At 65.9% G+C, this 25,563-nt stretch carries 24 protein-coding genes and 1 other RNA gene; 17 read left to right on the top strand and 8 right to left on the bottom strand.

The features are described from left to right. Window positions 1-28: 28 nt before the first annotated feature. On the top strand, window positions 29-646 hold the full coding sequence (cobO, locus tag ACV959_RS12990) for a cob(I)yrinic acid a,c-diamide adenosyltransferase (RefSeq protein WP_475737007.1): 618 nt from the start codon (window positions 29-31) through the stop codon (window positions 644-646). Between the two features lie 25 nt (window positions 647-671). Here the strand turns inward: cobO and ACV959_RS12985 are convergent, their stop codons facing one another. The 3 genes from ACV959_RS12985 to ACV959_RS12975 form a co-directional block, all read right to left on the bottom strand. Then, window positions 672-1,655 carry a sterol desaturase family protein gene (locus ACV959_RS12985; protein WP_475737006.1) on the bottom strand — a complete coding sequence of 328 codons (984 nt, stop codon included), beginning with the start codon at window positions 1,653-1,655 and terminating at the stop codon, window positions 672-674. A gap of 128 nt (window positions 1,656-1,783) precedes the next feature. After that, window positions 1,784-2,749 (bottom strand): DMT family transporter, encoded by a 966-nt coding sequence (locus ACV959_RS12980; RefSeq protein WP_475737005.1) that lies wholly within the window; start codon window positions 2,747-2,749, stop codon window positions 1,784-1,786. A gap of 259 nt (window positions 2,750-3,008) precedes the next feature. Further along, window positions 3,009-3,203 carry a hypothetical protein gene (locus ACV959_RS12975; RefSeq protein WP_475737004.1) on the bottom strand — a complete coding sequence of 65 codons (195 nt, stop codon included), beginning with the start codon at window positions 3,201-3,203 and terminating at the stop codon, window positions 3,009-3,011. A gap of 446 nt (window positions 3,204-3,649) precedes the next feature. Between ACV959_RS12975 and ACV959_RS12970 the strand changes: the two genes are divergently transcribed. The 15 genes from ACV959_RS12970 (at window position 3,650) to ACV959_RS12900 (ending at window position 20,960) form a co-directional block, all read left to right on the top strand. Continuing rightward, window positions 3,650-4,660 carry a 30S ribosomal protein S2 gene (locus tag ACV959_RS12970; protein WP_475737003.1) on the top strand — a complete coding sequence of 337 codons (1,011 nt, stop codon included), beginning with the start codon at window positions 3,650-3,652 and terminating at the stop codon, window positions 4,658-4,660. Between the two features lie 140 nt (window positions 4,661-4,800). Beyond that, on the top strand, window positions 4,801-5,727 hold the full coding sequence (tsf, locus tag ACV959_RS12965) for a translation elongation factor Ts (protein ID WP_475737002.1): 927 nt from the start codon (window positions 4,801-4,803) through the stop codon (window positions 5,725-5,727). A 187-nt stretch (window positions 5,728-5,914) separates the two neighbouring features. Then, window positions 5,915-6,640, top strand: a complete 726-nt coding sequence (gene pyrH / locus ACV959_RS12960) for a UMP kinase (RefSeq protein WP_475737001.1) — start codon at window positions 5,915-5,917, stop codon at window positions 6,638-6,640. A gap of 165 nt (window positions 6,641-6,805) precedes the next feature. Next, window positions 6,806-7,366, top strand: coding sequence for a ribosome recycling factor (frr, locus tag ACV959_RS12955; protein ID WP_475737000.1), 561 nt, complete (start codon window positions 6,806-6,808; stop codon window positions 7,364-7,366). Window positions 7,367-7,441: 75 nt separating this feature from the next. After that, a complete protein-coding gene (locus ACV959_RS12950) occupies window positions 7,442-8,218 on the top strand; it encodes an isoprenyl transferase (RefSeq protein ID WP_475736999.1) in 777 nt (258 codons plus the stop codon). After that, on the top strand, window positions 8,215-9,069 hold the full coding sequence (locus tag ACV959_RS12945) for a phosphatidate cytidylyltransferase (RefSeq protein WP_475736998.1): 855 nt from the start codon (window positions 8,215-8,217) through the stop codon (window positions 9,067-9,069). The genes ACV959_RS12950 and ACV959_RS12945 overlap by 4 nt, the downstream gene beginning before the upstream one ends. 8 nt (window positions 9,070-9,077) lie before the next feature. Next, window positions 9,078-10,304 (top strand): 1-deoxy-D-xylulose-5-phosphate reductoisomerase, encoded by a 1,227-nt coding sequence (gene dxr, locus ACV959_RS12940; protein ID WP_475736997.1) that lies wholly within the window; start codon window positions 9,078-9,080, stop codon window positions 10,302-10,304. Window positions 10,305-10,382: 78 nt separating this feature from the next. Next, on the top strand, window positions 10,383-11,522 hold the full coding sequence (locus ACV959_RS12935; protein ID WP_475736996.1) for a M50 family metallopeptidase: 1,140 nt from the start codon (window positions 10,383-10,385) through the stop codon (window positions 11,520-11,522). 288 nt (window positions 11,523-11,810) lie between these two features. Further along, on the top strand, window positions 11,811-14,306 hold the full coding sequence (bamA, locus tag ACV959_RS12930) for an outer membrane protein assembly factor BamA (protein WP_475736995.1): 2,496 nt from the start codon (window positions 11,811-11,813) through the stop codon (window positions 14,304-14,306). Window positions 14,307-14,382: 76 nt separating this feature from the next. Next, complete coding sequence (gene lpxD / locus ACV959_RS12925) at window positions 14,383-15,441, top strand: UDP-3-O-(3-hydroxymyristoyl)glucosamine N-acyltransferase (protein WP_475736994.1); 1,059 nt, start codon at window positions 14,383-14,385, stop codon at window positions 15,439-15,441. A gap of 54 nt (window positions 15,442-15,495) precedes the next feature. Beyond that, a complete protein-coding gene (gene fabZ, locus ACV959_RS12920) occupies window positions 15,496-15,966 on the top strand; it encodes a 3-hydroxyacyl-ACP dehydratase FabZ (RefSeq protein ID WP_475736993.1) in 471 nt (156 codons plus the stop codon). A 28-nt stretch (window positions 15,967-15,994) separates the two neighbouring features. Beyond that, window positions 15,995-16,798: an acyl-ACP--UDP-N-acetylglucosamine O-acyltransferase gene (lpxA, locus tag ACV959_RS12915; RefSeq protein WP_475736992.1), complete on the top strand. Its 804-nt coding sequence runs from the start codon at window positions 15,995-15,997 to the stop codon at window positions 16,796-16,798. Beyond that, window positions 16,795-17,943 carry a lipid-A-disaccharide synthase gene (lpxB, locus tag ACV959_RS12910; RefSeq protein WP_475736991.1) on the top strand — a complete coding sequence of 383 codons (1,149 nt, stop codon included), beginning with the start codon at window positions 16,795-16,797 and terminating at the stop codon, window positions 17,941-17,943. The genes lpxA and lpxB overlap by 4 nt, the downstream gene beginning before the upstream one ends. A 255-nt stretch (window positions 17,944-18,198) precedes the next feature. Further along, window positions 18,199-19,524 carry an amino acid permease gene (locus ACV959_RS12905; RefSeq protein ID WP_475739663.1) on the top strand — a complete coding sequence of 442 codons (1,326 nt, stop codon included), beginning with the start codon at window positions 18,199-18,201 and terminating at the stop codon, window positions 19,522-19,524. 14 nt (window positions 19,525-19,538) lie between these two features. Then, window positions 19,539-20,960 (top strand): cryptochrome/photolyase family protein, encoded by a 1,422-nt coding sequence (locus ACV959_RS12900; RefSeq protein WP_475736990.1) that lies wholly within the window; start codon window positions 19,539-19,541, stop codon window positions 20,958-20,960. On the opposite strand, the gene ACV959_RS12895 is transcribed toward ACV959_RS12900, so the two are convergent. Genes ACV959_RS12895 through ACV959_RS12885 form a run of 3 tightly spaced genes read right to left on the bottom strand, consistent with a single transcriptional unit; the run spans window position 20,957 to window position 23,444 of the window. Further along, complete coding sequence (locus ACV959_RS12895) at window positions 20,957-21,217, bottom strand: hypothetical protein (RefSeq protein WP_475736989.1); 261 nt, start codon at window positions 21,215-21,217, stop codon at window positions 20,957-20,959. The two genes, ACV959_RS12900 and ACV959_RS12895, sit on opposite strands and share 4 nt — an antisense overlap. Further along, window positions 21,217-23,223: a ferrous iron transport protein B gene (feoB, locus tag ACV959_RS12890; RefSeq protein ID WP_475736988.1), complete on the bottom strand. Its 2,007-nt coding sequence runs from the start codon at window positions 23,221-23,223 to the stop codon at window positions 21,217-21,219. Before feoB ends, ACV959_RS12895 begins: the two co-directional genes overlap by 1 nt. Next, window positions 23,220-23,444, bottom strand: coding sequence for a FeoA family protein (locus ACV959_RS12885; RefSeq protein WP_475736987.1), 225 nt, complete (start codon window positions 23,442-23,444; stop codon window positions 23,220-23,222). The genes feoB and ACV959_RS12885 overlap by 4 nt, the downstream gene beginning before the upstream one ends. A gap of 175 nt (window positions 23,445-23,619) precedes the next feature. Between ACV959_RS12885 and cobT the strand changes: the two genes are divergently transcribed. Further along, window positions 23,620-24,642 (top strand): nicotinate-nucleotide--dimethylbenzimidazole phosphoribosyltransferase, encoded by a 1,023-nt coding sequence (gene cobT, locus ACV959_RS12880; protein WP_475736986.1) that lies wholly within the window; start codon window positions 23,620-23,622, stop codon window positions 24,640-24,642. Window positions 24,643-24,748: 106 nt separating this feature from the next. Here cobT and ACV959_RS12875 read toward each other — a convergent pair whose 3' ends face one another. Next, on the bottom strand, window positions 24,749-25,336 hold the full coding sequence (locus tag ACV959_RS12875; RefSeq protein WP_475736985.1) for a 5-formyltetrahydrofolate cyclo-ligase: 588 nt from the start codon (window positions 25,334-25,336) through the stop codon (window positions 24,749-24,751). 33 nt (window positions 25,337-25,369) lie between these two features. Further along, window positions 25,370-25,522: non-coding RNA, 6S RNA (gene ssrS, locus ACV959_RS12870), on the bottom strand. Window positions 25,523-25,563: the final 41 nt, after the last annotated feature.

The raw sequence follows: 25,563 nt of genomic DNA, 5'->3' as shown, positions 1-25,563 counted from the left end.
CATTACGTCAAACGGCAAGGAAGACGTCTTGACATCAACGCAGGAAAACGACGAGGCGCGCCGCCATCGAGAGAAGATGGAAAAGCGCAAGGCCGTGCAGGACGCCGAGGTCGCGAGCAAGACCATCGCCCAGAAAGGCCTGCTGATGGTTCACACGGGGCCGGGGAAGGGCAAGTCCACGGCCGCCTTCGGCCTCGCCCTGCGGGCGCTCGGCCATGGCTGGAAGGTGGGCGTCGTGCAGTTCGGCAAGGGCGCCTGGCGCTCGGGCGAGCGCGACATGCTGGAAAAGCTCGGCGAGGTCTCCTGGCATACGCTCGGGGAGGGCTTCACCTGGGAGACGCAGGACCGCGGCCGGGACATGGCCGCCGCGCGCCGCGCCTGGGAAAAAGCCTGCGATTTGATGGACGACCCCGAAATCCGCCTGCTCGTGCTCGACGAACTGAACATCGCGCTGCGCTACGAACATCTGCCGCTCGATGAGGTTCTCGCGCGGCTCGCCGCGCGGCGGGAGGGTCTTCACATCCTCGTGACGGGCCGTAACGCCAAGCCTGAGCTGATTGCCGCCGCCGATCTCGTAACGGAGATGACGATGGTGAAACACCACTTCTCGGCGGGGGTGAAGGCGCAGGAAGGAATAGAATTTTGACCCCGAAAAGCGCGGGCGCGCGGCGTTACTTTGCCGATTGCGCGCCCGGCGCGGCGAGATCGGAGAAGGATTTCCCGAGAGAGACGATGGCCCGCCAGAGCGCCGCGCACGACTTGACGGCGGGCGCCGCCAGCATTCCGACGGCCGAATGCGGGTTCACGCCTTCCTCGTTCACGCCATAGGACAGGCGCGGATTTTTCTCCGACGGGATTTCGAGCGTCCCGAACATCCAGTCCCATACGGCGAGGACGCTCCCCAGATTGCGGTTGAAATGCCTCGGATCGTCCGAGTGATGGATCTGATGATGAGCGGGACTCAGGATGAGCCGCCCCCAGACGCCGCGGAAGGGGATCCAGAACTGCGAATGTTGCAGATGGCCGATGGTCCAGAGAAAAACGATGAAGATGATGTTTTTCCCCTCGACGGAGAAATATTCCGGGCTACGGCTGAACAGCCACTCGAGCGCGCCCGACGCGCCGCCGATGAATGTCGCGAGCATGTAGCCGAAAACGATGCTGTCGATCGGGTGGTTTCTGAAGTTCGTCAAAGGCGTCAGCACATCGGCCGTATGATGAAGCTTGTGCAGCTCCCACAGAAACGCAACCCGGTGTTTCAGGTAGTGGTCGATCCAGTATCCAATCTCATAGGCGAGAAATAACACGATCGTGCAGAATATCTTTATTTGAAGCGGGCTGAAATCGAACGGTCCCGGCGCGCCGAACAGCCTCGTGAGAGCGCCGTGGACGCCTGACGACACGGTATGGGTCGAAACGACGAGCGCGCCCACGATCGCCGGCATGAAGACGACGCTCAGCACGAAAAGCTTCACGTCGGCGATAAATGATTCCCGCCGCAGGAAATTCCTGGAGAATATCGCCCGCGCGACGGCGCGCACATTCGCGCGGCCGCGGCGCTTCCTGTGACGATAGGCCAAAGCGAAAAAGCCGACGCAGAATGACGTCGCCAGCGAATAGACGGAAAGGATCGAACCCGCCGAAAACAGTTCCACGGAAAGTCGTTTCGCGGAGAGGCGGGCGGCGCTGCTCAGGTCCATCGCTAGGCACGGGTCCGGAAAATGGAGTCGTCCAGCCGTGTCGAAGCGCGGCGAACGGCCCTCTGAGCGACTGCGGCCGAAGATTATTCGTTGGGCGGGACGTTGCCAAGACGCACGTCCGCAATGACGGAGCGGCGCGCGCGCGCGCGGCGGCGCGGCCCCCGCCGGCAGAAGCTGGCCATGGCGGGGCCGGCCTCGACCAGAACGACGCCGAGCAAAATGAGGGCGCAGCCGAGAATCGCCGGTCCGGTCAGACGTTCGGACAGGAGGACGGCGCCCGCGAGGGCGGCGACGACGCTCTCGAGCGACATGATCAGGGCGGCCTCGGCCGGGGGCGTGAATTTCTGCGCGATAATCTGGAGCGTAAAGGCGACGGCCCCCGAGCACAGGCCCGCATAGAGAATGGCGGGGAGGGCTTCGACCATGCCCTCGCGCGTGTTCGTCTCGAAAATCATCCCGCTGGCGAGGCCCAGGGCGGCGACGACGCCATATTGCGCGAAAGCCAGAAAAAAAGGCCGATCGGCGCGGCTCAGGAAGACCGGAACCAGGCTGATCGCGGCGGCCCATGCGACGTCGGCGACGATGATGAGGGCGTCGCCGGACGCCCAGCGCTGGAGTTGCCCCTGTTCGGTGAGGAGCCAGGCTCCGGCGATCGAGACGGCGCCGGCGACGAGAACGACAAATCTCGGCCTTGCGCCGGTAATGCCCCAGACGATGAACGGAACCATGATGACGTAAAGCGCTGTCAGGAACCCGCCGTTGGTCGCGGTCGTCGTGACGAGGCCGATCTGTTGCAGGCCGGCGCCGAGGAAGAGACAAAACCCGATGACGCCGGCAAGGCGCAAGTCCCGTCCGGCCAATCGAGGGCGATCTCGCCGGCGATGCTCACGGAAGGCGAGCGGCGCGAGGGCGATCCAGGAGAGCGCAAATCGCGCGCCGACGAAACTGACCGGCCCGATGCTGTCGTTGGCGCGTTTCTGGGCGATGAAGGCCGTTCCCCAGATCAGCGCAGCCAGCAAGAGCAGCAGATCGGCGCGCAACCGGGTCATCGCATCCTCGCCCGAAGGCCATTGGCCCGTCCGGCGTCTCGTGGTCTTCGAACTCTGGCCGGGCAGGGCGCGCGCCGCGCTGCGGCTGCCTCGCACACTGGCCAAGACCGTGAGCGACCCTTGAAAGACGGAAGCCGACGCCCGATCAAGTCGAGAGCGTCGGCTCCAAAATGATCTGCCCCGTTGCCGAGCGGATCGCCCTTTCCAAAAGACAAAGCCGGAAGTGGTGCCACCCCCGGCAAGTCTATTGGCAGGGGTATTACTGAATCATGCGCGCGGTCGCGCCGGTTCCGGCGGTGCCAAGAGCCTCGCGGTTGTTGCCCGTGCCGTTCGTGCCCTCAGGGGAGATCCAATCCGGAACCCACGTGAGCGCGACGACGACGAAGCCGACGAAGGCGGCGACCCAGATCAGCATTTTGCCGATATCGCCGGAGTTGTGAACGTTGACGGCCATCCGATTTCCCCCTGTTGTTCTTTTACCAGAATGCTTGCCGCATCGAGGTAACCCTAGCTCGATTCAAAACGGTTGGCAATCGGCCTGCCGAGGCAAATTTTAGTCATTCAAAAACGCATATTTTATATTTAAAAACAGTTACATAGCCTGCGACAACTCGTCGCGGTCGAAAAAAAATTTTGTGGCGCTGGCGCGAAAGATCGGCGTCCCGGTGGCCTGATCGACGTTTCCTATAGTGGTCCCTGGCGGGCATGCCGTCGCCGCGATCTTGGCTTTATGAGCGGGAGGTCCACGCGACATATTGCCCTGCGCGGGCGCATCGCCTATAAGCGCGCGCATCCCACAGGCGAAGGTTGCGCGGCGTCTGACTGAAAGACGTCGTTTCCGGTGGCCGGTTTCCGGCCTCTATCCCTGCTTTCGCCGAGGTTCAACCGGAGAAATCAAACATGGCGCTTCCTGAGTTCACCATGCGCGGCCTTCTTGAGGCTGGCGCCCATTTCGGCCACCAGGCCCATCGCTGGAACCCGAAAATGGCGCCCTACATTTTTGGCGCGCGCAACAATATCCACATCATCGACCTCGCCCAGACGGTGCCTTTGCTGCATCAGGCGCTGAAGGCCATTTCCGACACGGTGGCCAAGGGCGGCCGCGTCCTCTTCGTCGGCACCAAGCGTCAGGCGCAGGACCAGATCGCCGACGCCGCGCGCCGCAGCGCCCAGTATTACATCAATTCCCGCTGGCTTGGCGGCACGCTGACCAACTGGAAGACCATTTCCGGTTCGATCAACCGCCTGCGCAAGCTCGACGAGATGCTCTCGGCCGGCGCGCAGGGCGTGACGAAGAAAGAGCGCCTGCTCCTCACCCGCGAGCGCGACAAGCTCGAGAAGGCGCTCGGCGGCATCAAGGACATGGGCGGCACGCCCGACCTTATCTTCGTGATCGACACCAATAAGGAGCAGCTTGCGATCAAGGAGGCGAACCGCCTCAAGATCCCGGTGGTTGCGATCCTCGACACGAATTGCGATCCGGACGGCGTGACCTATCCGATCCCGGGCAATGACGACGCCGGCCGCGCCATCGCGCTTTATTGCGATCTCGTCGCCAAGGCGGCGATCGACGGCATCTCCCGCAGCCAGGGCGCGCTGGGCGTCGATCTCGGCGCGGCCGAGACGCCGGACGTCGAGCCGGCGGTCGCCGACGCGGCGGAGACCTACGCCTCGGTGGAGGTTTTCGAACTGCTTGCCGCGCCGCGCGGCGCGCCGGACGATCTCGCCAAGCTCAACGGTGTTGGCCCCCAGCTCGTCAAGAAGCTCAACGACGCCGGCATCTTCCATTACTGGCAGCTCGCCGCGATGACGCCGGCCGACGTGGAGAAAGTGGACGCCGAACTCAAGCTCAACGGCCGCATCGCCCGCGACGGCTGGATCGATCAGGCGCGCGCGCTTCTGTCCGCGTAACGTCCGATCGTCATCTTTCGACTTTACCCCCGGGCGTCGGCTCTCACCTGAGCCGGCGCCCGTCTCAATAAACGCCTCCGGGAGCCGGGAAGCCGCGCCATGCGCGCTTTCGCACGGCTGAAAACAGAAGGATTTCGACCATGGCCACGATTACCGCCGCCCTCGTCAAGGAACTGCGCGAAAGCACCGGCGCCGGAATGATGGACTGCAAGGCCGCGCTGACCGCGACTGACGGCGATTTCGAGGCCGCCGTCGACTGGCTGCGCAAGAAGGGTCTTTCCAAGGCCGCCAAGAAGGCCGACCGCGTCGCCGCCGAGGGGCTCGTCGCGGCGCTGACCGGCGACAAGACCGGCGTCGTCGTCGAGGTGAACTCGGAAACCGATTTCGTGTCGCGCAATGCGGATTTCCAGACGCTGGTGAAGAACATCGCCGAGGTCGCGCTGAAAAGCGGCAAGACCGACGTCGCCGACCTGGGCGCACAGGCCTATCCGGGCGGCGGCACGGTCGCGGAAAACGTCACGAGCGCCATCGCCACGATCGGCGAGAACCTGACGCTCCGCCGCGCCGCGTCGCTTTCGGTGGCCGACGGCGTCGTCGGCCGTTACGTACACGGCCAGGTCGTCGACGGGCAGGGCAAGATCGCGGTCATCGTCGCCCTCGAATCGACCGGCGACAAGGAGACCCTCGCCAAGCTCGCCCGCGAGATCGCCATGCATGTCGCTTCCGCCAATCCGCAGGCGATGGACGCCGCCGGCCTCGACCCGGCGGTCGTGGAGCGCGAGGCGAACCTGCTGCGCGAGAAGAACGCCGGCAAGCCCGACAATGTGCTGGCCAAGATCGTCGAATCGGGCATCAAGACTTTCGCCAAGGAAGTCTGCCTGCTCGATCAGGTCTCCAACCATCCCGAGCACAACGGCAAGACCGTCGCCCAGGCCGTGAAGGAGCTGGAAGGCAAGGCTGGCGCGCCGATCGCCATCAAGGGCTTCATCCGCTACGCGCTTGGCGAGGGCATCGAAAAGCAGACGAGCGACTTCGCGGCGGAAGTCGCCGCGGCCGCCAAGGGCTGAGCCGTCCGCCCAGTGAGCCGGGACGGCGCGAATTCGAGAGGCCTGGGCGCGAACCCCGGCCTTTTCTGTTGCCGGGCGCATTCCGCAACGCTTTGTTTCCCGCGCCGTGACAAGGGTCACTTGCGGGAGACGCCGCCGGTTCGTATGTAAATTGCGCCCCGCCCGAGCCAGCCCAGCGAGATCCGCCATGTCCGACCACGCCTCGAAGCGATACAAACGCGTGGTCGTGAAACTTTCGGGCGAGGCGCTGCAGGGATCGCTGGCCCATGGACTCGACGCCCCGACGCTGGAGCGTGTCGCGGCTGATCTCGCCCGCGCGGCGGAGAACGGCCACGAGGTGGCGGTCGTCGTTGGGGGCGGCAATTTCTTCCGGGGAATCAAGGGCGCCGACAAGGGGATCGAACGCGCCCGCGCGGACTCGATCGGGATGCTCGCGACCGTGATGAACGGTCTGGCGCTGGAGCAGGCGATCGAAATGCAGGGGCGCCCCGCGCGCTGCCTGTCGTCGGTTCCCATGCCCGCCCTGTGCGAGTCCTTTTCGCGCCGGGCGGCGCTGCATCATCTCAACAAGGGGCGGGTGGTCATCGCCGCCGGCGGCACGGGCAATCCTTTCTTCACGACCGACACCGGCGCCGTCCTGCGCGCGGCGGAGCTCTCGGCCGACGCGGTTCTGAAGGCGACGCAGGTCGACGGCGTCTATACGGCCGACCCCAAGCGCGACCCCGGCGCTAAACGTTACGACCGCTTGACCCACGACGAAGCGATCGCCAAAAACCTCGCGGTCATGGATACGGCCGCTTTCGCGCTCGCGCGTGAAAACCGGATACCGATCATCGTTTTTTCCATCGGGGAGCCCGGCGCGATCGCCGAGGTCCTCGCGGGCGGGGGCCGTTCCACGCTGGTCGCGCCGTAAAGCAGTGCGTCTTTCTTGCGCGCGGAGCCGAAAAACATGCCATAAGGGGCGCGTCGCTTTGCGGACGGCCAAGCCGCCGTCCTGCGGGCGCTGAATGACAAAAGGGCCGCCGTCGAGAGCCGCGCCGGGAGCGGCGTTGGCGGCCGATGACAGGTTGTGGAGATCATGACGGACAAATTCGACCTCGCTGATCTGAAGCGCCGGATGCAGGGCGCGATCGCGACGCTGAAGCACGAGTTCGGCGGCTTGCGTACGGGCCGGGCCTCGGCGAGCCTGCTCGATCCAGTGCATGTCGACGCCTATGGCCAGGTCTCGCCGCTCAATCAGGTCGCCACCGTCAGCGTGCCCGAACCGCGCATGCTCTCCGTCCAGGTGTGGGACAGGGCGCTGGTGATCGCCGTCGACAAGGCGATTCGCGAGGCGAATCTCGGGCTGCAGCCGACGGTCGAGGGCCAGACGCTGCGCATCCGCATGCCGGAGCTGAACGAGCAGCGGCGCAAGGAACTCGTCAAGGTCGCGCATAAATACGCCGAGGAGGCGCGAGTCGCCGTGCGTCACGTTCGCCGCGACGGCATCGACATCCTCAAGAAATTGCTGAAGGATCACGCCATCCCCGAGGATGACGAAAAGCGTCACGAAACCGAGGTGCAGAAGGCGACCGACGAGGCGGTGAAGGAGATCGACGCCCTTCTGGCCGCCAAGGAAAAAGAAATAATGCAGGTCTAGTCGGACCGTTTCTCGAGCGCGACAGCGTCCGCCCGCCTCCTTTGCTAAGATCGGCCGGCGATTCGGAACGCAATGATGGCGGAAGGCGATTTTCTAGAAATGGCTACGACCGCGCTCGGGATTGGAGCGCCGCCCCGCCATGTCGGGATTATCATGGACGGCAACGGCCGCTGGGCCGCCGCTCGCGGCCTGCCGCGCTTCGAAGGCCACCGCCGCGGCGTCGAGGCGCTGCGCCGGGCCGTGCGTGCGGCGATCGACCTGAAGATTTCCTACCTGACGGTCTATTCCTTCTCCGCCGAGAACTGGTCGCGGCCGCTCGAAGAGGTGCAGAGCCTCATGGGGCTTTTGCATCGCTTCATCCGTAACGATCTCGCCGAACTCCACGCCAACAATGTGCGCGTGCGCGTCATCGGCGTCCGCGACGGCCTTTCTCCAGATATTGCGGAACTGCTGCGCGAGGCCGAGCAGGTGACGCAGGCCAATACGGGGCTCACTCTGGTCGTCGCCTTCAATTACGGGGCCCGGCAGGAAATCGTGGCGGCGGTTCGGCGGCTGGCGAAAATGGCCGCGGCGGGTCAGCTCTCGCCCGAGGCCATCGACGTGGAGACGATCTCCGCGCATCTCGAGACGGCGGACATTCCCGACCCCGACCTCATCATCCGCACGTCCGGAGAACAGCGCCTGTCGAATTTCCTCCTCTGGCAGGCGGCCTACGCAGAATTCGTTTTCCTGCCGATCCTTTGGCCTGATTTCGACCGCGCCGCGATGATCGCGGCCCTGCAGGAATACGCCCATCGCGAGCGGCGCTTCGGCCGGGTCGAGTCGCCGCGCAGCGCGAAGACCGCGTCATGAGCGCGCAGACAACTGGCGGTGCGGCGCCCAGAGGCGGATTCGCCGACCTCGGGCCGCGCGTCGTCTCCGCCGTGGTCCTTGTCGCCGCCGCGCTGCTGACGCTGTACGCGGGCGGCGACGTCTTCGCGCTCTTCTGGCTCGTCGCGGGCTTCGCCATCAATTGGGAATGGCAGGGGCTCGTCGGCGGGGAGCGCCGCATGGGGCGAGTCGTCGCGGGCGGCGCGGCCGTAGCGGCCGCCGCCGCCTTCGGACGATATGGTCTCGCCGGCGCCGCCGCGCTGGAAATCGTCGTTTTCGCGCTGATCGCGGCCGTCCTTGCCGGGCCGGCGCGCCGGATATGGGCGGCGACGGGGGTGATCTACGCCAGCGCGCTGACCTTCGCGGTCTGCCTGCTGCGGGAGTCGCCGGACAACGGCCTGCTGGCGATCGCCTTCCTGTTCGCCGTCGTCTGGGGCACCGACGTCTTTGCCTATTTCGGCGGCAGGCTGATCGGCGGTCCGAAGCTCTGGCCGCGCGTTTCGGCGGGAAAAACCTGGTCGGGAACGATCACGGGCGTCGTCAGCGGCGCAATTCTCGGGCTCGGCGCGGCCTATCTCGGCCGGGGCGCCGCGCTTGCGGTTGTCCCGACCTTTCTGGTCGGGCTGGTCGCCGCGGCCGTTTCGCAGATGGGCGACCTGTTCGAATCCTCTGTCAAGCGCCGCTTCGGCGTGAAGGATTCGAGCCAGCTCATTCCCGGCCACGGCGGCGTGATGGACCGGCTGGACGGGTTCATTTTCGCCGCCGTTTTCGCGGCGGCGCTGGGATTGGCGCGGGGCGGCCCCTCGGCGGCGGCCGGCCTCTTTCTCTGGTGAGCACCAACATGGCTTCAGGCGACGGACATTCGAACGGACGGGCCCCGCGCCGCATCGTGCTTCTCGGCGCGACGGGCTCCGTCGGCCGCTCGACGGTCGATCTTCTCGAGCGCGATCCCGAGGGATTCTCGGTCTCGGCCGTTGCGGGCGGGCGCGACGCCGCCGCGCTGGCCGAGATCGCCCGGCGCACCAAGGCGGAATTCGCGGCGATTCGCGACGAAAGCGCGTATTCGGAACTGAAGGAGGCGCTGTCCGGCACCAATACGCAGGTCGCCGCCGGCCGTGAGGCGGTGATCGAGGCGGCGCTGCGCGACGCCGATCTCGTCGTGTCGGCCATCGTTGGCGCCGCGGGCGTCGAGCCCACCCATGCGGCGATGTCGGCGGGGCGCGACGTGGCGCTCGCCAACAAGGAATGTCTCGTCTGCGCCGGCGCGCCCTTCATGCGCACGGCGAGGAAAATGCAGGTGCGGCTGCTGCCGGTCGACAGCGAGCACAACGCCATCTTCCAGGCGCTGGGCGGGGAGGATCCATCCCGCATCGAGCGTATGATCGTCACCGCCTCGGGCGGTCCCTTCCGCACCTGGAGCAAGGAGCGGATCGCCGCCGCGACGGTGGAAGAGGCGCTCAATCACCCGAACTGGGCCATGGGGCCGAAGATTACGGTCGATTCGGCTGGCATGATGAACAAGGGGCTGGAGCTGATCGAGGCCCATCACCTGTTCTGCGTGCCGGCGGAAAAGCTCGAGGTCGTCGTTCATCCCCAGTCGATCGTCCACGGCCTCGTGGCCTTTGCCGACGGGTCGGTGACGGCGGGCATGGCGCCGCCCGACATGCGCGTGCCGATCGCCCACTGCCTCGGCTACCCCGACAGACTGACGACTCCTGCGCCGCGGCTCGATCTCGCGAAGATTGCGACACTGACCTTCGAAGCCCCTGATTTCGAGCGGTTCCCCGCGCTCAAGCTGGCGCTCGACGCGCTGGCCGATGGCGGCGGCCTCGCCACGGTGCTCAACGCCGCGAACGAGATCGCCGTCGAAGCTTTTCTCGACCGCCGCATTCCCTTTTCCGGCATCGCGCGTCACGTCGCCGACGCCTGCGAGGCGGCGATCCGCGAAGGATATGCGCAAGAACCTGAAAGCGTTGAGGAAGCCCTCGGCGTTGACCATATTGTCAGAGAAAGGTCGCGAGCGGTCTTGGCCGCCGGCGCTCCATCAGGCATGTTAACGCTTCAGTAACCATCTCCCTCGCCCTGGCGCCGGCGCGGGTCATGGCCCGCGTGATGCGTTGGAGGCGAGACCGTGCTGGACCTTTTGATGACATTTGCAATCTACGTCATACCCTTCGTCATCGTTCTGAGCCTCGTGGTCTTCGTCCACGAATACGGACACTTCATCGTCGGACGTTGGTGCGGGGTGCAGGTGGACGCCTTTTCCATCGGCTTCGGTCCCGAGCTCTACGCGCGGGTCGACCGTTACGGCACCCGCTGGCGTGTGGCCGCAATCCCCTTGGGCGGCTATGTGAAGTTCCATGGCGACGCCAATGGCGCGAGCGTCCCGGATCCGGACGCCGTGGACGCCATGCCGGCCGCCGAGCGGGCGGTGACGTTCGCCGCCCAGCCGGTCTGGAAACGGTCGGCCATCGTCTTCGCCGGGCCTTTCGCCAATTTCCTGCTCGCCATCGTCATTTTCGCGGGCCTCTTCACCTTCTATGGACGCACTGTTCTGGCGCCGCGCATCGGCTCAGTGGTCGCCGGCGGCGCTGGAGAGACGGCGGGTTTCATGCCCGGCGATCTCGTGCTGTCGATCGACGGAACGCCTATCGACACCTTCGCCAAAATGCAGGAAATCGTCGCGGTTTCGGCGGATGTGAAGCTGACCTTCGTGGTGCGCCGCAATGATCGCGACACGACGCTCGTCGCGACGCCCGCCTGGCGCGAGGTCGAAAGCGCCGCTGGCAAAATGCGCATCGGCATGCTGGGGCTGAAGGCCTCGACGGCGGCCGAGGACGTGCGAGAGGAGCGTTACGGCCCGGTCGAGGCGCTCGGCATGGCGTTCCATGAAACCTGGCAGGTGGTTCATCGCACCGGCTCCTATGTGGCCGGACTGGCTACGGGCCGCGAAAGCGCCGACCAGCTCTCCGGCCCGATCGGGATCGCCCAGATTTCCGGTCAGATGGCGAAGGCGGCGACCAAGGTCGGTCTGGCGCCTTTCCTCAACCTCATCGCGATCCTCTCGGTGTCGATCGGCCTGCTCAATCTGATGCCAGTGCCTCTGCTCGACGGCGGCCACCTCCTTTTCTTCGGCATCGAGGCCGTGCGCGGCCAGGCGCTCAACGAGCGCGCCCAGGATTTCGCCTTCAAGATCGGGCTCGCGATGGTCGGGACGCTGATGATTTTCTCGACCTACAACGACATCGCGCACCTCATCCAGCGGCTCGCCGGCGGCGCTTCGTGAGGCTGCGGGCTGTTTCCGGAATATGACGAAACCGCGGCGCCGGCGCCGCGGTTTTTCCATTTTTATCTTTCGGATTGAGCGCTCGTTAACGAGCCGCTGACCATGAATCGTGACTTTACCGCCACGCCTTCGACAAATTGCTAAAACACATTTCATTCCGCATTTGCAGGGGTGGTCAAACCCTGTAGAAGATTCGGCGAACCTCCCTGAGACGCGGCTCGCCACGTGCACATGGGTGTCATTCGCCGCGCCCTGGGCGGCGAAAGTTGCGACGAGGACCGGCATTACATGCAATCCATCAGCGGCATTTGGAAATCTTCGTCACTACTGGTAGCGGCGTTAGCGGCTGTTCTCGTCTATTCCGCCCCGGCTTTCGCCGAGATCATCGTCTCCGGCAACCGCAGCGACGCGGAAACAATTCGCTCCTATTTCAACGGCTCGAGCCCAGAGGACGTCGAGAAAGGCCTCGAGGCGTTGCGCGCCAGCGGGCGCTACTCCGCCGTTTCCGCGAGCCGCCAGGGCAAGAATGTCGTCATCAAGGTGAGCGAAGGCACGCTGATCAATCGCGTCGCGATCGAGGGCAACAGCAAGGTCAAGACCGAGAACCTGCACCCTGAACTGCGCACGCGCGCCCGCACGGCGTTCAACGCCCAGGTCGCAGAGGGCGACGTTGCGCGCCTGACGGAAATCTATCGCCGCGCGGGCCGCGCCGCGGCCAAGGTCTCTTATCGGACGGTCGATCTCCCCAACGGCCGTATGGACGTCGTGTTCACGATCGTCGAAGGCGACAAGACCGGCGTCAAGGAAATCCGGTTCATCGGGAACAACGTCTACTCCACCCGGCGCCTCGTCGGCCTGATGGAGACGACGGAGATGAATTTCCTGTCGTTCCTGAAGACAAGCGACGTCTATGATCCCGATCGCATCGCCTCGGATCTCGAACTTATTCGCCGCTTCTACCTGAAGAACGGCTACGCCGATTTCCGCGTCGTGAGTTCGGACGCCCAGTTCGACCCCGCGCAGGGCGGCTATGTGATCACCATCCAGGTCGAGGAAGGCCCGCAATATCGCGTATCGTCGGTGGACGTCGAGTCGCATCTGCCGGACGTCGACGGCGCGGCGCTGCGCGACACGCTGCGTCTCTCTCCCGGCGATGTCTATAATGGCGACGCGGTCGAAAAGACCGTCGAGGCGCTGACGCGCGAAGTCGCCAGGAAGGGCTATGCCTTCACCCAGGCGCGTCCGCGCGGCGAGCGCAATCCAGCCGCCCAGACCGTCGCGATCCGCTTCGTTCTCGACGAGGGTCCGCGCGTTTATATCGAGCGCATCAACATTCGCGGCAATACGCGCACGCGAGACTATGTCATTCGCCGCGAGTTCGACATCGGCGAGGGCGATGCGTATAACCGCGTTCTGATCGATCGCGCCGAGCGTCGCCTCAACGGCCTCGGCTACTTCAAGAAGGTCAAGATCACCAACGAGCCGGGCTCGGCGCCCGATCGCGTGGTGTTGAACGTCGACGTCGAGGATCAGCCGACCGGGAACTTCGGCGTCTCGGGCGGCTATTCGACCAATCAGGGCTTCATCGCGGAGGTTTCTGTCTCCGAGAGCAATTTCATGGGCCGCGGCCAGGCCGTCCGTCTCTCCGTGCAGGCGGGACAGATCGCGCGCGGCGTGAACTTCAGCTTCACGGAGCCCTATTTCCTCGACCAGCGCATCTCCGCCGGTTTCGACGTCTTCGCCCGCCGGCAGGATGCATATAATTACTCGATCTACAGCTCGACGTCGGTCGGCGGCACGCTGCGTCTTGGCGTGCCGATCACGGACGAGGTGAGCTTCTCGCCGCGCTATTCGATCTATCAGACGACGATCTCGATCCCGAACGACTCGCGTCGTCCGTATAACGACTGTAGCGTGCCGGTTCCCGGCATCACGCCCGGGCCTTTCTCGGCCTTCCTGCCGCCGCCCGATTATCCGAACCTGTTCACGAACTGTCAGACGAACGGCGAAGCATCGCTCGCGATCAAGGAATCTCAGGGCACGATCCTGACGTCGATGATCGGCTACACCGTGAACTACAACACGATCGACGACTTCCGGAATCCGCACAACGGCTGGCTCGCGACGCTGACTCAGGACGTCGCAGGTCTCGGCGGCACGTCGCGCTACCTGCGCACGACTGGCGATATCCGTTACTTCCACGAGATTCCTTATATCGACGACGTAGTCGGCATCGCGCGTCTGCAGGGCGGCGACCTGACGACCTTCGGCGGATATACGCCGCGCATCCAGGACAACTTCAACCTGGGTCCGAGCCTTGTGCGCGGCTTCGCGCCGGGCGGCATCGGTCCGCGGGACTCGAATCTGTTCACGACCTACAATGCGCGTAACGGCAACTCGCTGGGCGGCTCGAATTACATCGGCGGCTCGCTCGAAGTGCAGTTCCCGCTGTGGGGTCTGCCGAAGGATCTCGGCCTGAGGGGCGCGCTCTTCGCCGATGCTGGCAGCCTCTGGAATTTCCAGGGCCGCACCAACTTCAGCAACAATCTTCCGACCATCCCGGGCGTGACCTGTCTCGCCGCGTATACGCCGGCCGCGGGCTTTGGACAGGGCACCTGCGTCGTTCCGAATTCCAACGAATTCCGCCTCCGTTCGTCGGTCGGCGCATCGGTTCTGTGGAATTCGCCCATGGGTCCGATCCGTTTCGACTATGCGGTCGTGACCTCGAAGGCGCGGGAAGACATCACGCAGAATTTCCGCTTCTCGGGCGGCACCAACTTTTGACAATTGTTGCGACGGCTCGCCGGGCGATTTTCGCCCGGCGAGTTTCTTCTCGGTGGCGCGCAGAGAAGCGGCTGTCATGACGCTTGCAGCCTTTTTCCATCTGTCTCGCCCGTTCTCCGTTGCGGAAATCGCCGAGATAACTGGCGCAAGGATTCTGGAACCTCCGGAAGTCCCGTCGTCCCCCGTGATCACCGGAATCGCGCCGCTCGCCGCCGGACACAGGGGCGACCTCTGCTTTTTCGCCTCGCCGCGCTACCGGGAGGCGCTTGCCGCATGCCGCGCCACGGCCTGTTTTCTCCAGCCGCGACACGCGCATTTTCTGCCCCCCGGCGTCATTGGTCTGCTCGTCGAGGATCCGCAGCGGGCGATGACTCTCGCCGCGGCGCATCTCTTCCCCGAGGCTCTGCGGCCGATCTCGCTTTTCGGGGCGACTGGCGTCTCTCCCGGCGCCGTGGTGCATCCGCAAGCGCGGCTCGAACCGGGCGTCACGGTCGATCCCGGCGCCTTTATCGGGCCGGGCGCAGAAATCGGCTCAGGCACAGTCATCGGTCCTCAGGCCGTGATCGGACCGGGCGTGCGCATCGGGCGGGCTTGCTCCATCGGCGCGCATGTCAGCCTCGTCTGCGCGCTGGTCGGCGACCGTGTCATCATCCATCCCGGCGCGCGGTTGGGCCAGGACGGCTTCGGATATGCGCGCGGCGACAAGGGCTATCTCAAGACCCCGCAGCTCGGTCGGGTGATCGTGCAGGACGATGTCGAGATCGGCGCAAACACGACCATCGACCGTGGCGCGACGCGCGACACGATCATCGGCGAAGGCACAAAGATCGATAATCTCGTGCAGATCGGCCACAACGTCGTCATTGGCCGCTTCTGCGCGATCGTCGCCCAGACGGGAATCGCGGGCTCCTGCGAGATCGGCGATTACGCGGCGCTCGGCGGCCAGTCGGCCGTCGCCGGCCATCTGACCATCGGCGAAGGCGCAGCCATTGCAGCGAAGTCCGGGGTGATGCGCGACGTTCCCGCAGGCGCGCGTTTCGGCGGATCGCCCGCCCGCCCGATCCGGCGCTATTTGCGCGGCGAGGCCATGCTGGACAAAATGGCGCGGCGCGAGCGGCCCGACGACTCGCTATAAGAACGCCGCAAGGGCGCAACAGACGCTCGACGCCAAAGAGATAAGGGGGGAACCATGTCTGGGATCGAAGCCGGCGCGACGCTGGAGAGCGCGGATATTCTCGAGATCATGCGCAGCCTGCCGCATCGCTACCCGTTTCTGCTCGTCGACCGCATCGTTGACATTCGCGGCGACGAATCCTGCGTCGGCGTCAAGAACGTCACGATCAATGAGCCGCAATTCATGGGGCATTTCCCGGAGCGCCCGGTGATGCCGGGCGTGCTGCTGATCGAGGCGATGGCGCAAACAGCGGGCGTGATCGTCATGCGGGCCCAGGCGCAGGCGCAGGCCGAGCGGCCCAAGCTCGTCTATTTCATGACGATCGACAGCGCCAAATTCCGCAAGCCGGTGACGCCGGGCGATCGCGTCGAATTTCACATGACCAAGACCGCGCACAAGCGTAATATTTGGTGGTATCAGGGCCGCGCGCTGGTCGACGGCGCGCTCGTCTGCGAGGCGCAGATCAGCGCCATGATGGGCGTTTAAGGCGGCGAGCCCGCGCGCGAGCCCGGCGATGAGCGTCAGCGTCCATCCATCCGCCATTGTCGAACGCGGCGCGCTGTTGCAGGATGACGTCGTCGTCGGGCCATTCTGCCATATTGGCGCGGGCGTCGAAATCGGCGCGGGCTCGGCGCTTCAGTCTCATGTCGTCGTCGTCGGACGCACGCAAATCGGGGCGCGCGCGCGCGTCTTTCCTTTCGTCTCGATCGGCGCCCCCTCGCAGGATTTGAAGGCGGGACTTGCGGAAGGCGTTCTCAATGTCGGCGACGATTGCGTCGTTCGCGAGGGCGTCACGCTCAATTCAGGCGTGGGCGAAGGCACGCGCATCGGCGCGCGATGCGTTTTTCTCGCCTATTCCCATGTGGCGCACGATTGCCGGATCGGGGAGGGCGTCGTGCTCGCCAACCATGTTCTGCTCGGCGGCCATGTCGAGATCGGCGATGGCGCCGTCGTCGGCGGCGCGACGGCGGTGCATCAGAATGTGCGGATCGGCGCCCACGCCTTCGTGGGCGGACTCGCCGGCGTCGAGGGCGACGTCATTCCTTTCGGCCTCGCCGGCGGCAATCGCGCGCATCTTTTCGGCGTCAATGTCGTTGGCCTGCGGCGCCGCGGTTTTTCCGGCGCGCGCATCGCGCAGTTGCGCGAGGCCTATCGCCGGCTCTTCGGCGGCGATGACGCGCGGCCGTTGAGCGAACGCCTCGAGCATGTCGCGACTGCTTTCAGGGGCGACGCCGATGTCGCCATGATCGTCGATTTCCTGCGCGGGCCCTCGCGCCGGCCCCTCTGCGCGCCGCGCGCTCGCGGCGCGGGCGCGTGAGCGGGCCGCGCATTTTCCTCGTCGCGGGCGAGGCCTCCGGCGATGCGCTCGGCGCCGCGCTGATGCGCGCCCTGCGCGCCGCGCGGCCGGAGGTCGAATTCGCGGGCGTCGGCGGCGAGGCGATGACCAGCGAAGGACTCGCGTCGCTTTTCCCGATAACCGAAATCGCGGTGATGGGGCTCGTGCCCGTGCTCGCGCGGCTGCGACGGCTTCTCGCGCGCATCGACGAAACCGCCCGCGCCGTTCTCGATGCGGCGCCTGATTGTCTCGTCATCATCGACGCGCCAGACTTCACCCATCGCGTCGCGCAAAAGGTCCGGCGCGCGCGTCCCGATCTGCCGATCGTCGATTACGTCAGCCCGACCGTCTGGGCGTGGCGGCCGTCGCGCGCGCGCAGGATGCGCGCTTATGTCGATTGCGTGCTCGCGCTGCTGCCGTTCGAGCCAGAAGCCCATGAGCGGCTCGGCGGGCCGCGCTGCGTCTATGTCGGTCATCCGCTCGTCGAGCGGCTCGACGAATTGGCCTCTCCGCGGGAGCGAGAGGCTGCAGGCGCGCGGCCGCTCCTCCTCGTCCTGCCGGGGTCGCGCGTCGCGGAAGTCGCGCGTATGACGCCGCTCTATGGAGAGACGATCGCCTTGCTCATGCGGGATCGCCCCGGTTTCGAGGTGGCGATTCCGGTCGCTCCCGGGATGGAGGCGGTTCTGCGCGACGGGCTGCGCAGCTGGCCCCTCGCGCCGCGTCTCCTCGGTCAGGAAGAGAAATTCGCCGCTTTTCGTGCGGCGCGGGCGGCGCTGGCCACTTCCGGCGTCGTCACGCTGGAACTCGCGCTCGCCAATGTGCCGATGGCGGTGGCCTACAAGGTGTCGCCCGTCGAGGGGCTGCTACGGTTTCTCGTGAGCGTTCATTCGATCGTATTGCCGAATCTCGTTGTCGGCGAGAACTTTGTTCCCGAATTTCTGCAGGAAGCCGCGACGCCGCGCGCGCTCGCGGACGCGCTCGCGCCGCTGCTTGCGGAAACCACGGCGCGCGCGGCGCAACTCGACGCTTTCGCGCGCGTGCGTCGCCGGATCGCGCAAGCCGGAGTCGCGCCCAGCGCCCGCGCGGCGGAGATCGTGCTGGATCATGCGGAGCGGGGCCGGGCCTGATCCCTTGCGCCGGCGCACGGAAGGCGCGGGCCATTTCCGCTTGTATCTTTTCGCGTCGCACCCATAATCGGCCCGCGTTTCCATGGGCCGTTGCGAGAGCTGCGGCGGGCCGAGCATTTGCGAAAGGGCGAACCCTTGTCCGACGTCGCGCGAAAAGACTATCTCACCCGCAAATCGGTGCATGCGGTCATCGCCGCGAACGCCTCCGAGAATGACGGCGACGGTCTCAAGCGCGCGCTTGGCTGGGCTTCTCTCATGGCGCTCGGCATCGGCGGCATCATCGGCGCCGGCATTTTCGTTCTCACGGGCACCGCGGCCGCGAATTACGCTGGCCCGGGCGTGACGATCTCATTCCTTCTGTCGGGGATCGCCTGCGCTTTCGTCGCACTGTGCTATGCGGAGCTTGCCGCGCTCATTCCGGTGTCGGGCAGCACCTATACCTACACTTATATCACGCTCGGCGAGATCTTCGCCTGGATCATTGGCTGGAACCTGGTTCTGGAATACGCCGCCGGCGCGGCGACCGTCGCCGTGGGCTGGGCGGGCTATTTCAATCGTGTGATGCAAGGTTTCGGGATCGCCATTCCCCCGCAATTCACCACCGCCTATTTCGCATCGTCCGGCGAACAGGGCTTGCACGGACTGTTCAATGTTCCGGCGGCCGCCATCATTCTTCTGCTCACCGCGCTGCTCGTGCGCGGCACGTCGGAGTCGACGGTCTTCAACAACGTGATCGTCGCCATCAAGGTCACCGTCGTGCTGTTCGTGATCTTTTTCGGCGCCGGGCATGTCCAGACCGCCAACTGGTCGCCGCTCGTTCCGGAGAACAGCGGCGAGTTCGGCGTTTTCGGATGGAGCGGCGTCGTGCGCGGCGCGTCGGTCGTTTTCTTCGCCTATATCGGCTTCGACTCCGTGTCGACGGCGGCGCAGGAGGCGCGCAAGCCGCAGCGCGACGTGCCGATCGGCATCATCGGATCGCTCATTGTCTGCACGATCCTTTATGTCGCGGTCGCCGCGGTCGCGACTGGCGTCGTCAATTACAGGGAGCTCGGCGTGCCGGATCCAATGGCGCTGGTCATGGATCGCACCGGCGTTTCCTGGCTCGCCTGGATGGTGAAATTCGGCGCGCTCGCGGGCCTCACGACTGCGATCCTCGTGCTGCTCTACGGGCAGACGCGCATCTTCTTCACCATGGCGCATGACGGGCTGCTGCCGCTGGTCTTCGCGAAGCTGCATGACCGCTACCGCACGCCGGCGGTCAGCCAGACCATGGTCGGCGTCGTCGTCGCGCTCGCGGCGGGCCTGCTGCCCATCGACATTCTCGGCGAGATGGTGAGCATCGGCACGCTCGCGGCCTTCACGCTCGTCTGCATTTCGGTCATTCACCTGCGCAAGATGCACCCGGAACTGCATCGTCCCTTTCGCGCGCCCGGCATTCCCGTGCTGCCCGTGCTCGGCATTCTGTCCTGCGTCGCGCTGATGGTCGCGCTGCCTCTCGACACCTGGCTGCGCCTCCTTATCTGGACGGGCGTCGGCCTCGCCATTTACATGTTCTACGGAATCAATCACGCGAGGCGATAACTTTGGGAGGCGCGATGGCGCCAGCGATCGTCTGGTTTCGCAATGATCTTCGTCTCGACGACAATCCAGCCCTGACGGCGGCGGCGCGCTCCGGCGCGCCGATTGTCGCGCTCTACGCGCTCGATGACGACAGCGCGGGCGCGTGGCGCATGGGCGGCGCGAGCCGCTGGTGGCTGCATCATTCGCTCGCGGCGCTCGCGCGCGATCTCTCGCGCTTCGGCGTTCTCTTGACGCTGCGTCGGGGACGGGCGGAATTCGTTCTGGAGAGCCTCGCCGCCGAGACGGGCGCGTCGGCCGTTTACTGGAACCGGCTCTACGAACCCTGGGCGATGCGGCGCGACAGCGCAATCAAGGCGGCGCTGCGCACGCGCGGGCTCACGGTGGAAAGCTTCAACGCCTCCTTGCTGTTCGAACCCCTGCATATGCGCAACAAGCAGGGCGAAACGTTCAAGGTGTTCTCGCCCTTCTGGCGCGCCTGTCTCGCGGCGGAGGGGCCGGCGGATCCCTCGCCTGCGCCGCCCGAACTAAAGCCCGCCCCGGCGCCCGCGAGCGACGCGCTTGACGACTGGCGGCTTCTGCCCACGAAGCCCGACTGGGCGCAGGGATTGTGCGACTGCTGGAGGCCCGGTGAAGCGCAGGCGCGCGCGCGGCTCGCTGACTTCGCGCGAAACCGTGCGCGCGAATATAAGGTTGCGCGCGATTTCATGGCCCGAGAGGGCGTTTCGCGCCTCTCGCCGCATCTGCATTTCGGCGAGATCTCTCCGCGTCGCATATGGGCGGAAATTACGGCGGCCGTGGGCGAGGCGGGCCTGCCTTACCTGCGGGAACTCGGTTGGCGGGAGTTCTGCCATCACTTGCTCGTCGCAAATCCAAACATGCCCGAGCAGGCGCTCGACCGGCGTTTCAACGCTTTTCCGTGGCGCGACGACGCCGCCGCGCTCGAGGCGTGGCGCAAGGGCCGCACCGGCTATCCGCTGGTCGACGCCGCCATGCGCGAATTGTGGATCACCGGCTACATGCATAATCGCGCGCGCATGGTTGCGGCGAGTTTCCTCGTGAAGCATCTGCTCCTTCCCTGGCAGGAGGGCGAGCGGTGGTTCTGGGATACGCTGGTCGACGCCGATCTGGCGAACAACAGCGGCGGCTGGCAGTGGGTCGCGGGCTGCGGCGCCGACGCCGCACCTTATTTCCGCGTGTTCAATCCCGTGCTGCAGGGCGAGAAATTCGATCCCGAGGGGGATTATGTGCGCCGCTATGTTCCCGAACTCGCCAGGCTCGACGCGCGCTGGATTCATCGCCCCTTCGAGGCGCCGGCGGATGCGCTGCGCGCGGCGGGCGTGACGCTCGGCGAGACCTATCCGCGCCCGATCGTCGATCATGCGAAGGCGCGCGCGCGGGCGCTCGACGCCTTCGAGGCGATGCGCGGCGACGGTTAGGCGCGCCGCTCGAGCGCGCGCCTTCCTTTGGCCGTGACGGTCCAGACGCGCGGTTCGAGTCCGGCTTGGCAGGCGTCTTTCAGCGAACAGCCGCCGCAGGGCGCGGCGCACGCCGACGCAGGTTCGAGATAGCCGTAGCGCGCGAGTTCGCGAAAGATCTGTTCGGCCATGGCGGGACTGACGGCGAGTTCGCGCGCGATCTCTCCGATCGTCATTCTCTCTCTCGCCGCCGCGAGCCGAAGAACCGCATCGAGCATCACGCCGATCCCGTGAGCCAGCTCGCGACGTGGTAGGAAATCGCTCCCGCGACCAGCGCGATGGCGAGCAGCATTGTCACGCCGAGGAGCGTCCACTTCCAGCTGTGCGTTTCCTGTCGCATGGCGGCGACCGTCGCGGCGCAGGGAATGAAGAGCATGGTCGTCACGAGAAACGACAGGCCCGACGCCATCGACACCGTGGATGACAGGAGTTCGACGAGCGAATTGCCTTCCGAGCGGTAGAGAACGCCGAGCGTCGCGATGGCGTTTTCCTTGGCGACGAAGCTCGTGAGCAGCGCGACGGTCAGCCGCCAATCGAAGCCGAGAAAGCGGCCCAGCGGCTCAAGCAGCGCGCCGAATTGCGCGAGATAGCTGGTCTCGACGTCGCCATTTGGAAAATAGCCCAGCGCCCAGACGGAGGTCGCGACGGCGAGGATCATCGTGCTCGCGCGGCGCAGAAAAGACCATGTGTGATTCCACATGAAGAGGCCGATCGAGCGCGGATTGGGCGCGTGATAGAGCGGCAGCTCCATGACGAAGGCGACGCGCTCGCCGCGAAACAGCGTGCGATTGAGAATGACGCCGACGATCGCCAGAACCGCGATGTTGAGCATCACGAGACCCCATGACGCCCAGACCGCATGGGCGCCGAAAAACACGGGCGCCAGGAAGGCGAGCACAGCGAAACGCGCGCTGCAGGGAACGAGCGGCGCGAGCAGGATCGTGAGCAGCCGCCCGCTCGGCGACTCGATGACGCGCGCGCCCATGATCGCCGGCACATTGCAGCCGAAGCCGAGACAAAAGGGCAGGAAGCTTTTTCCGTGCAGCCCGATGCGATGCATGAACCGGTCGGTGAGATAGGCGACGCGCGCGAGATAGCCCGTGTCCTCGAGAAAGCCGAAGATCGCGTAGAAAACCAGAAGCAGCGGCGCGAAGGTCATGACGAGGCCGGCGCCGCCGATCAGGCCATCGGCGACGAAATGCGCGAAGGCCGGCGGCGCCCATGATAAAGAACCGACGGCCCACTGTTTCATCGGCGCGATGACGCCTGTCTCGAGCAGCTTCTGCAGCGGCCAGGCGATCGCGAATGTCAGGGCGAAGGTGGCGCCGAGCACGCACAGGAGCGCGAGCAGGCCGCCGACGGGATGCAGAAGAGCGCGGTCGATTTTCTCCGTGACGCCGCTGGCGCCATGCGGCGCGCGATGTACCGCCGTCTTGATCGCGCGATCGACCCATGCGTAGCGCTGGCCGACAATGTCGATGACGGCGTCTTCGTTTTCGTCGAGTATCGCCTGCACGCGACGCCAGTCCTCTTCGGACCCCGCGCCGCGAATGAGCTCGGTGAGCTCCGGATCGCCCTCGAGCAATTTCAACGCGATCCATTCCGGGTCGTAGGGCCCGGAAGCGCGGCTTCCGATCAGCTTCGTCAGTCTCGCGACCGCCTGTGGGCATATGCCGCGCAGCTCCGGCCGCGAAGGGCGGAAGGCGCGCGGATCGTCGGCGAGGCGCAGGGCCGCCGTCACGAGTTCCGCGATTCCCTCGCCGCGCACGGCGCGCAGCGGCACGACCGGAAGCCTCAGCGACGCTTCGAGCGCGGAGGGCGCGATTTCCACGCCCTGCGCCGCCGCGACGTCCATCATGTTCAGTCCGAGCGCGACCGGCGCCGGCAGCGCGAGAAGCTCGGCGAGGAGGTAGAGATTGCGCTCGAGCGCCGCGGCGTTCGCAATCATGACGACGACGTCCGGTCGCTCCGCGACGATGTAGTCCCGCGCGATCCGTTCCTCCTCCGACCGCGCCGCGAGACCGTAACAGCCGGGGAGATCGACGATGCGTACCTCGCGTCCTTCGTGAAGGAACGTTCCCTCCTTGCGCTCAACCGTCTTGCCCGGCCAGTTTCCGACATGCTGGGCGAGCCCGGTGAGCGCGTTGAAGATCGTCGATTTGCCGACATTCGGCTGGCCGGCGAGCGCGACGGTCAAAGGGCGATTCCGGATCGTTTCGCTCACGAAGACAACTCCACGAGAATATGCGCGGCTTCTTCGCGCCCGATGGCGACGAGCGTGTTGCGCACGCGAAGGAGCATTGGCCCTTTTGCATGGCTTTGCAGAATGTCGGCCGCGGCCCCGACGACGACGCCCAGCAGCATGAATCGGCTCCTGAGCTCGCGATCCGCGCGCAGTTCGCGCACGACGACGCGCGCGCCGGCGCTCACCCGATCGAGAGGCATTCGTTGTATTTCGGGCATGGCCGGGGTTTTCGTTCCTGCGTTGCTCTCGTTGCGTATCAAACTAGGCGCGCGGGAGGCCGCTTGCGAGTCGCGGCGCGCCATGCGAGGCGCGCGACATTGTCGCGGCGATGGTCCCGGCTCGCCATTCCGGCCGTGAACGGCTAAAGCCTTCGCCATGGCTTCCGACATCCGCCCCTTCGAAGAAATCCGCATGCTCTTCGCGAGTCTCCCCGCGTCGAGCGAGGAGAGCGTCGCCGCCGTGCGCGCGCGGGACGCGCAACTCACCAAGCCGCCAGGCGCCCTTGGGCGGCTCGAGGAGATCGTCGAATGGCTCGCGGCCTGGCAGGGCGTCGCCCGGCCGGCGGTCGCGCGCCCGCTCGTCGCGGTTTTCGCCGGCAATCATGGCGTCGTGGCGCAGGGCGTTTCCGCTTTTCCGGCGAGCGTCACGGCGCAGATGGTCGCGAATTTCACCAGCGGCGGGGCGGCGATCAACCAGATCTGCAAGGCGCATGACATTGGCCTGAAGGTCTACGAGCTGGCGCTGGAGCGCCCCACACGGGATTTCACCGAGGCCCCGGCGATGGACGAGCGCGAGGCGGCCGCGACCTTCGCCTATGGCTTCGAGGCGCTAGAGGGCGGGGTCGACCTGCTCGCGCCGGGCGAGATGGGCATCGGAAATACTACGAGCGCCGCTGCGATCTATACGGCGCTCTACGGCGGCCCGGCGTCGCGCTGGACGGGGCGGGGAACCGGCGTCGACGACGGCGCGCTCGCGCGCAAGAATGCGGCGATCGAGGCGGCGGTCGCCCTTCACGGGCCGCATCTTTCCGATCCGCTGGAGATCATGCGCCGTCTCGGCGGGCGCGAGATCGCGGCCATGATGGGCGCGATTACGGCGGCGCGGCTCAGCCGCGTGCCTGTCGTGCTCGACGGCTACGTCGTCTGCGCGGCGGCGGCGCTGCTTCACGCCATCACGCCGGACGCGATCGCCCATTGCGTCGCGGGCCACGTATCGGCGGAAGGCGCCCATGCGGAGGTTCTCGCGCGTCTCGGCAAGCGGCCGCTGCTCGACCTCGGCATGCGTCTCGGCGAGGGATCCGGCGCGGGCCTCGCCATCGCGCTCGTGAAAACGGCGCTCGCTTGTCACGTCGGCATGGCGACCTTCGAGAGCGCGGGGGTGAGCGGGAAAGCAGAGTAGAGGGCCGGAGCCTGTTCAGAACTGAATGCATCGGACCGGGGCTCCAGCTTTTTATCTCAATGCGTTTTCGCGCGCCAAACCGGTTTCCGCTCCGGGGGAAGCCGCTTCACGCCGGGATTATCAGCTCCCGCTCGGTGAGCAGATAATCCAGCCGCTCGTCGTGCGGCTCGGTCGGCACGCGATCGGCCTCCTGGCAGGAATAGGCGACGCCGATCGCGACGACCTTTTTCTTCGCGCGCAATTCGGCGAGCGTCGCGTCGTAAATCCCGCCCCCGTAGCCGAGACGGAAGCCGCGCCGGTCGAAGGCCGAGAGCGGGGAAAAGAGAATGTCGGGATCGCGCGCGGGCTTGTCCGCCGCAGGCTCCGAGAGGCCGAACGGCCCCTTCACGAGATCGTCGCCCGGCGCGAAGTCCCGGAAGACCAGCGGCTGACGCACCTTGTGCATGACCGGCAGCGCGACCGGATAGCCACTGGCGGCAAGCGCGTCGATCAGCGGACGCGTGTTGAGTTCGCTGCGGATCGGCCAGTATATGGAGACGACCGGCCTCTTGAGCCCCGTCTTCGCAGCGAGGTCCTCGACGAGCGCCAGACCCCGGCGGGCGACGGCGGCGGCGGCGTCATGCGCTTCCCGCGAAGACACGAGGTCGCGGCGCGCCAGCGAATGCCGGCGCAAATCGGTTTTCACATCGGTCATGGAGAAGATGAGCCGGAACGCTGAGTTTGAAGGCGCGGGCCACGTGAGCCGTGGGACATCGATCCCGGGAACCTACAAAGTAGGTGGGCGCCGTATGGCCAAGCCCACGGGCAAGGCCAGGGACAGCTCCCATTAGGATCGATAAGGCCCCGGGGAAAAAGTCCAACACGCACCCCGCAGCGCCGCGAAAATAATGTAGCGCGGCGTGCGGGATCGCGCCAGCCTTT

Source organism: Methylocystis sp. Se48, from assembly GCF_056269425.1.
Note: the sequence above shows the minus strand (reverse complement) of the source record. Positions and strands in the feature narration are given on the sequence as shown.

What these genes read in the sequence shown, in the direction of transcription:
- ACV959_RS12875 (WP_475736985.1), bottom strand. Translation starts at nt 25,336, where the DNA reads ATGACCGATGTGAAAACCGATTTGCGCCGGCATTCGCTGGCGCGCCGC.
- lpxD (WP_475736994.1), top strand. Translation starts at nt 14,383, where the DNA reads ATGACGCTTGCAGCCTTTTTCCATCTGTCTCGCCCGTTCTCCGTTGCG.
- ACV959_RS12975 (WP_475737004.1), bottom strand. Translation starts at nt 3,203, where the DNA reads ATGGCCGTCAACGTTCACAACTCCGGCGATATCGGCAAAATGCTGATC.
- ACV959_RS12980 (WP_475737005.1), bottom strand. Translation starts at nt 2,749, where the DNA reads ATGACCCGGTTGCGCGCCGATCTGCTGCTCTTGCTGGCTGCGCTGATC.
- lpxA (WP_475736992.1), top strand. Translation starts at nt 15,995, where the DNA reads ATGAGCGTCAGCGTCCATCCATCCGCCATTGTCGAACGCGGCGCGCTG.
- ACV959_RS12935 (WP_475736996.1), top strand. Translation starts at nt 10,383, where the DNA reads ATGACATTTGCAATCTACGTCATACCCTTCGTCATCGTTCTGAGCCTC.
- frr (WP_475737000.1), top strand. Translation starts at nt 6,806, where the DNA reads ATGACGGACAAATTCGACCTCGCTGATCTGAAGCGCCGGATGCAGGGC.
- ACV959_RS12945 (WP_475736998.1), top strand. Translation starts at nt 8,215, where the DNA reads ATGAGCGCGCAGACAACTGGCGGTGCGGCGCCCAGAGGCGGATTCGCC.
- ACV959_RS12895 (WP_475736989.1), bottom strand. Translation starts at nt 21,217, where the DNA reads ATGCTCGATGCGGTTCTTCGGCTCGCGGCGGCGAGAGAGAGAATGACG.
- dxr (WP_475736997.1), top strand. Translation starts at nt 9,078, where the DNA reads ATGGCTTCAGGCGACGGACATTCGAACGGACGGGCCCCGCGCCGCATC.
- ACV959_RS12905 (WP_475739663.1), top strand. Translation starts at nt 18,199, where the DNA reads ATGGCGCTCGGCATCGGCGGCATCATCGGCGCCGGCATTTTCGTTCTC.
- ACV959_RS12900 (WP_475736990.1), top strand. Translation starts at nt 19,539, where the DNA reads ATGGCGCCAGCGATCGTCTGGTTTCGCAATGATCTTCGTCTCGACGAC.
- ACV959_RS12950 (WP_475736999.1), top strand. Translation starts at nt 7,442, where the DNA reads ATGGCGGAAGGCGATTTTCTAGAAATGGCTACGACCGCGCTCGGGATT.
- bamA (WP_475736995.1), top strand. Translation starts at nt 11,811, where the DNA reads ATGCAATCCATCAGCGGCATTTGGAAATCTTCGTCACTACTGGTAGCG.
- ACV959_RS12970 (WP_475737003.1), top strand. Translation starts at nt 3,650, where the DNA reads ATGGCGCTTCCTGAGTTCACCATGCGCGGCCTTCTTGAGGCTGGCGCC.
- cobT (WP_475736986.1), top strand. Translation starts at nt 23,620, where the DNA reads ATGGCTTCCGACATCCGCCCCTTCGAAGAAATCCGCATGCTCTTCGCG.
- fabZ (WP_475736993.1), top strand. Translation starts at nt 15,496, where the DNA reads ATGTCTGGGATCGAAGCCGGCGCGACGCTGGAGAGCGCGGATATTCTC.
- ACV959_RS12885 (WP_475736987.1), bottom strand. Translation starts at nt 23,444, where the DNA reads ATGCCTCTCGATCGGGTGAGCGCCGGCGCGCGCGTCGTCGTGCGCGAA.
- tsf (WP_475737002.1), top strand. Translation starts at nt 4,801, where the DNA reads ATGGCCACGATTACCGCCGCCCTCGTCAAGGAACTGCGCGAAAGCACC.
- pyrH (WP_475737001.1), top strand. Translation starts at nt 5,915, where the DNA reads ATGTCCGACCACGCCTCGAAGCGATACAAACGCGTGGTCGTGAAACTT.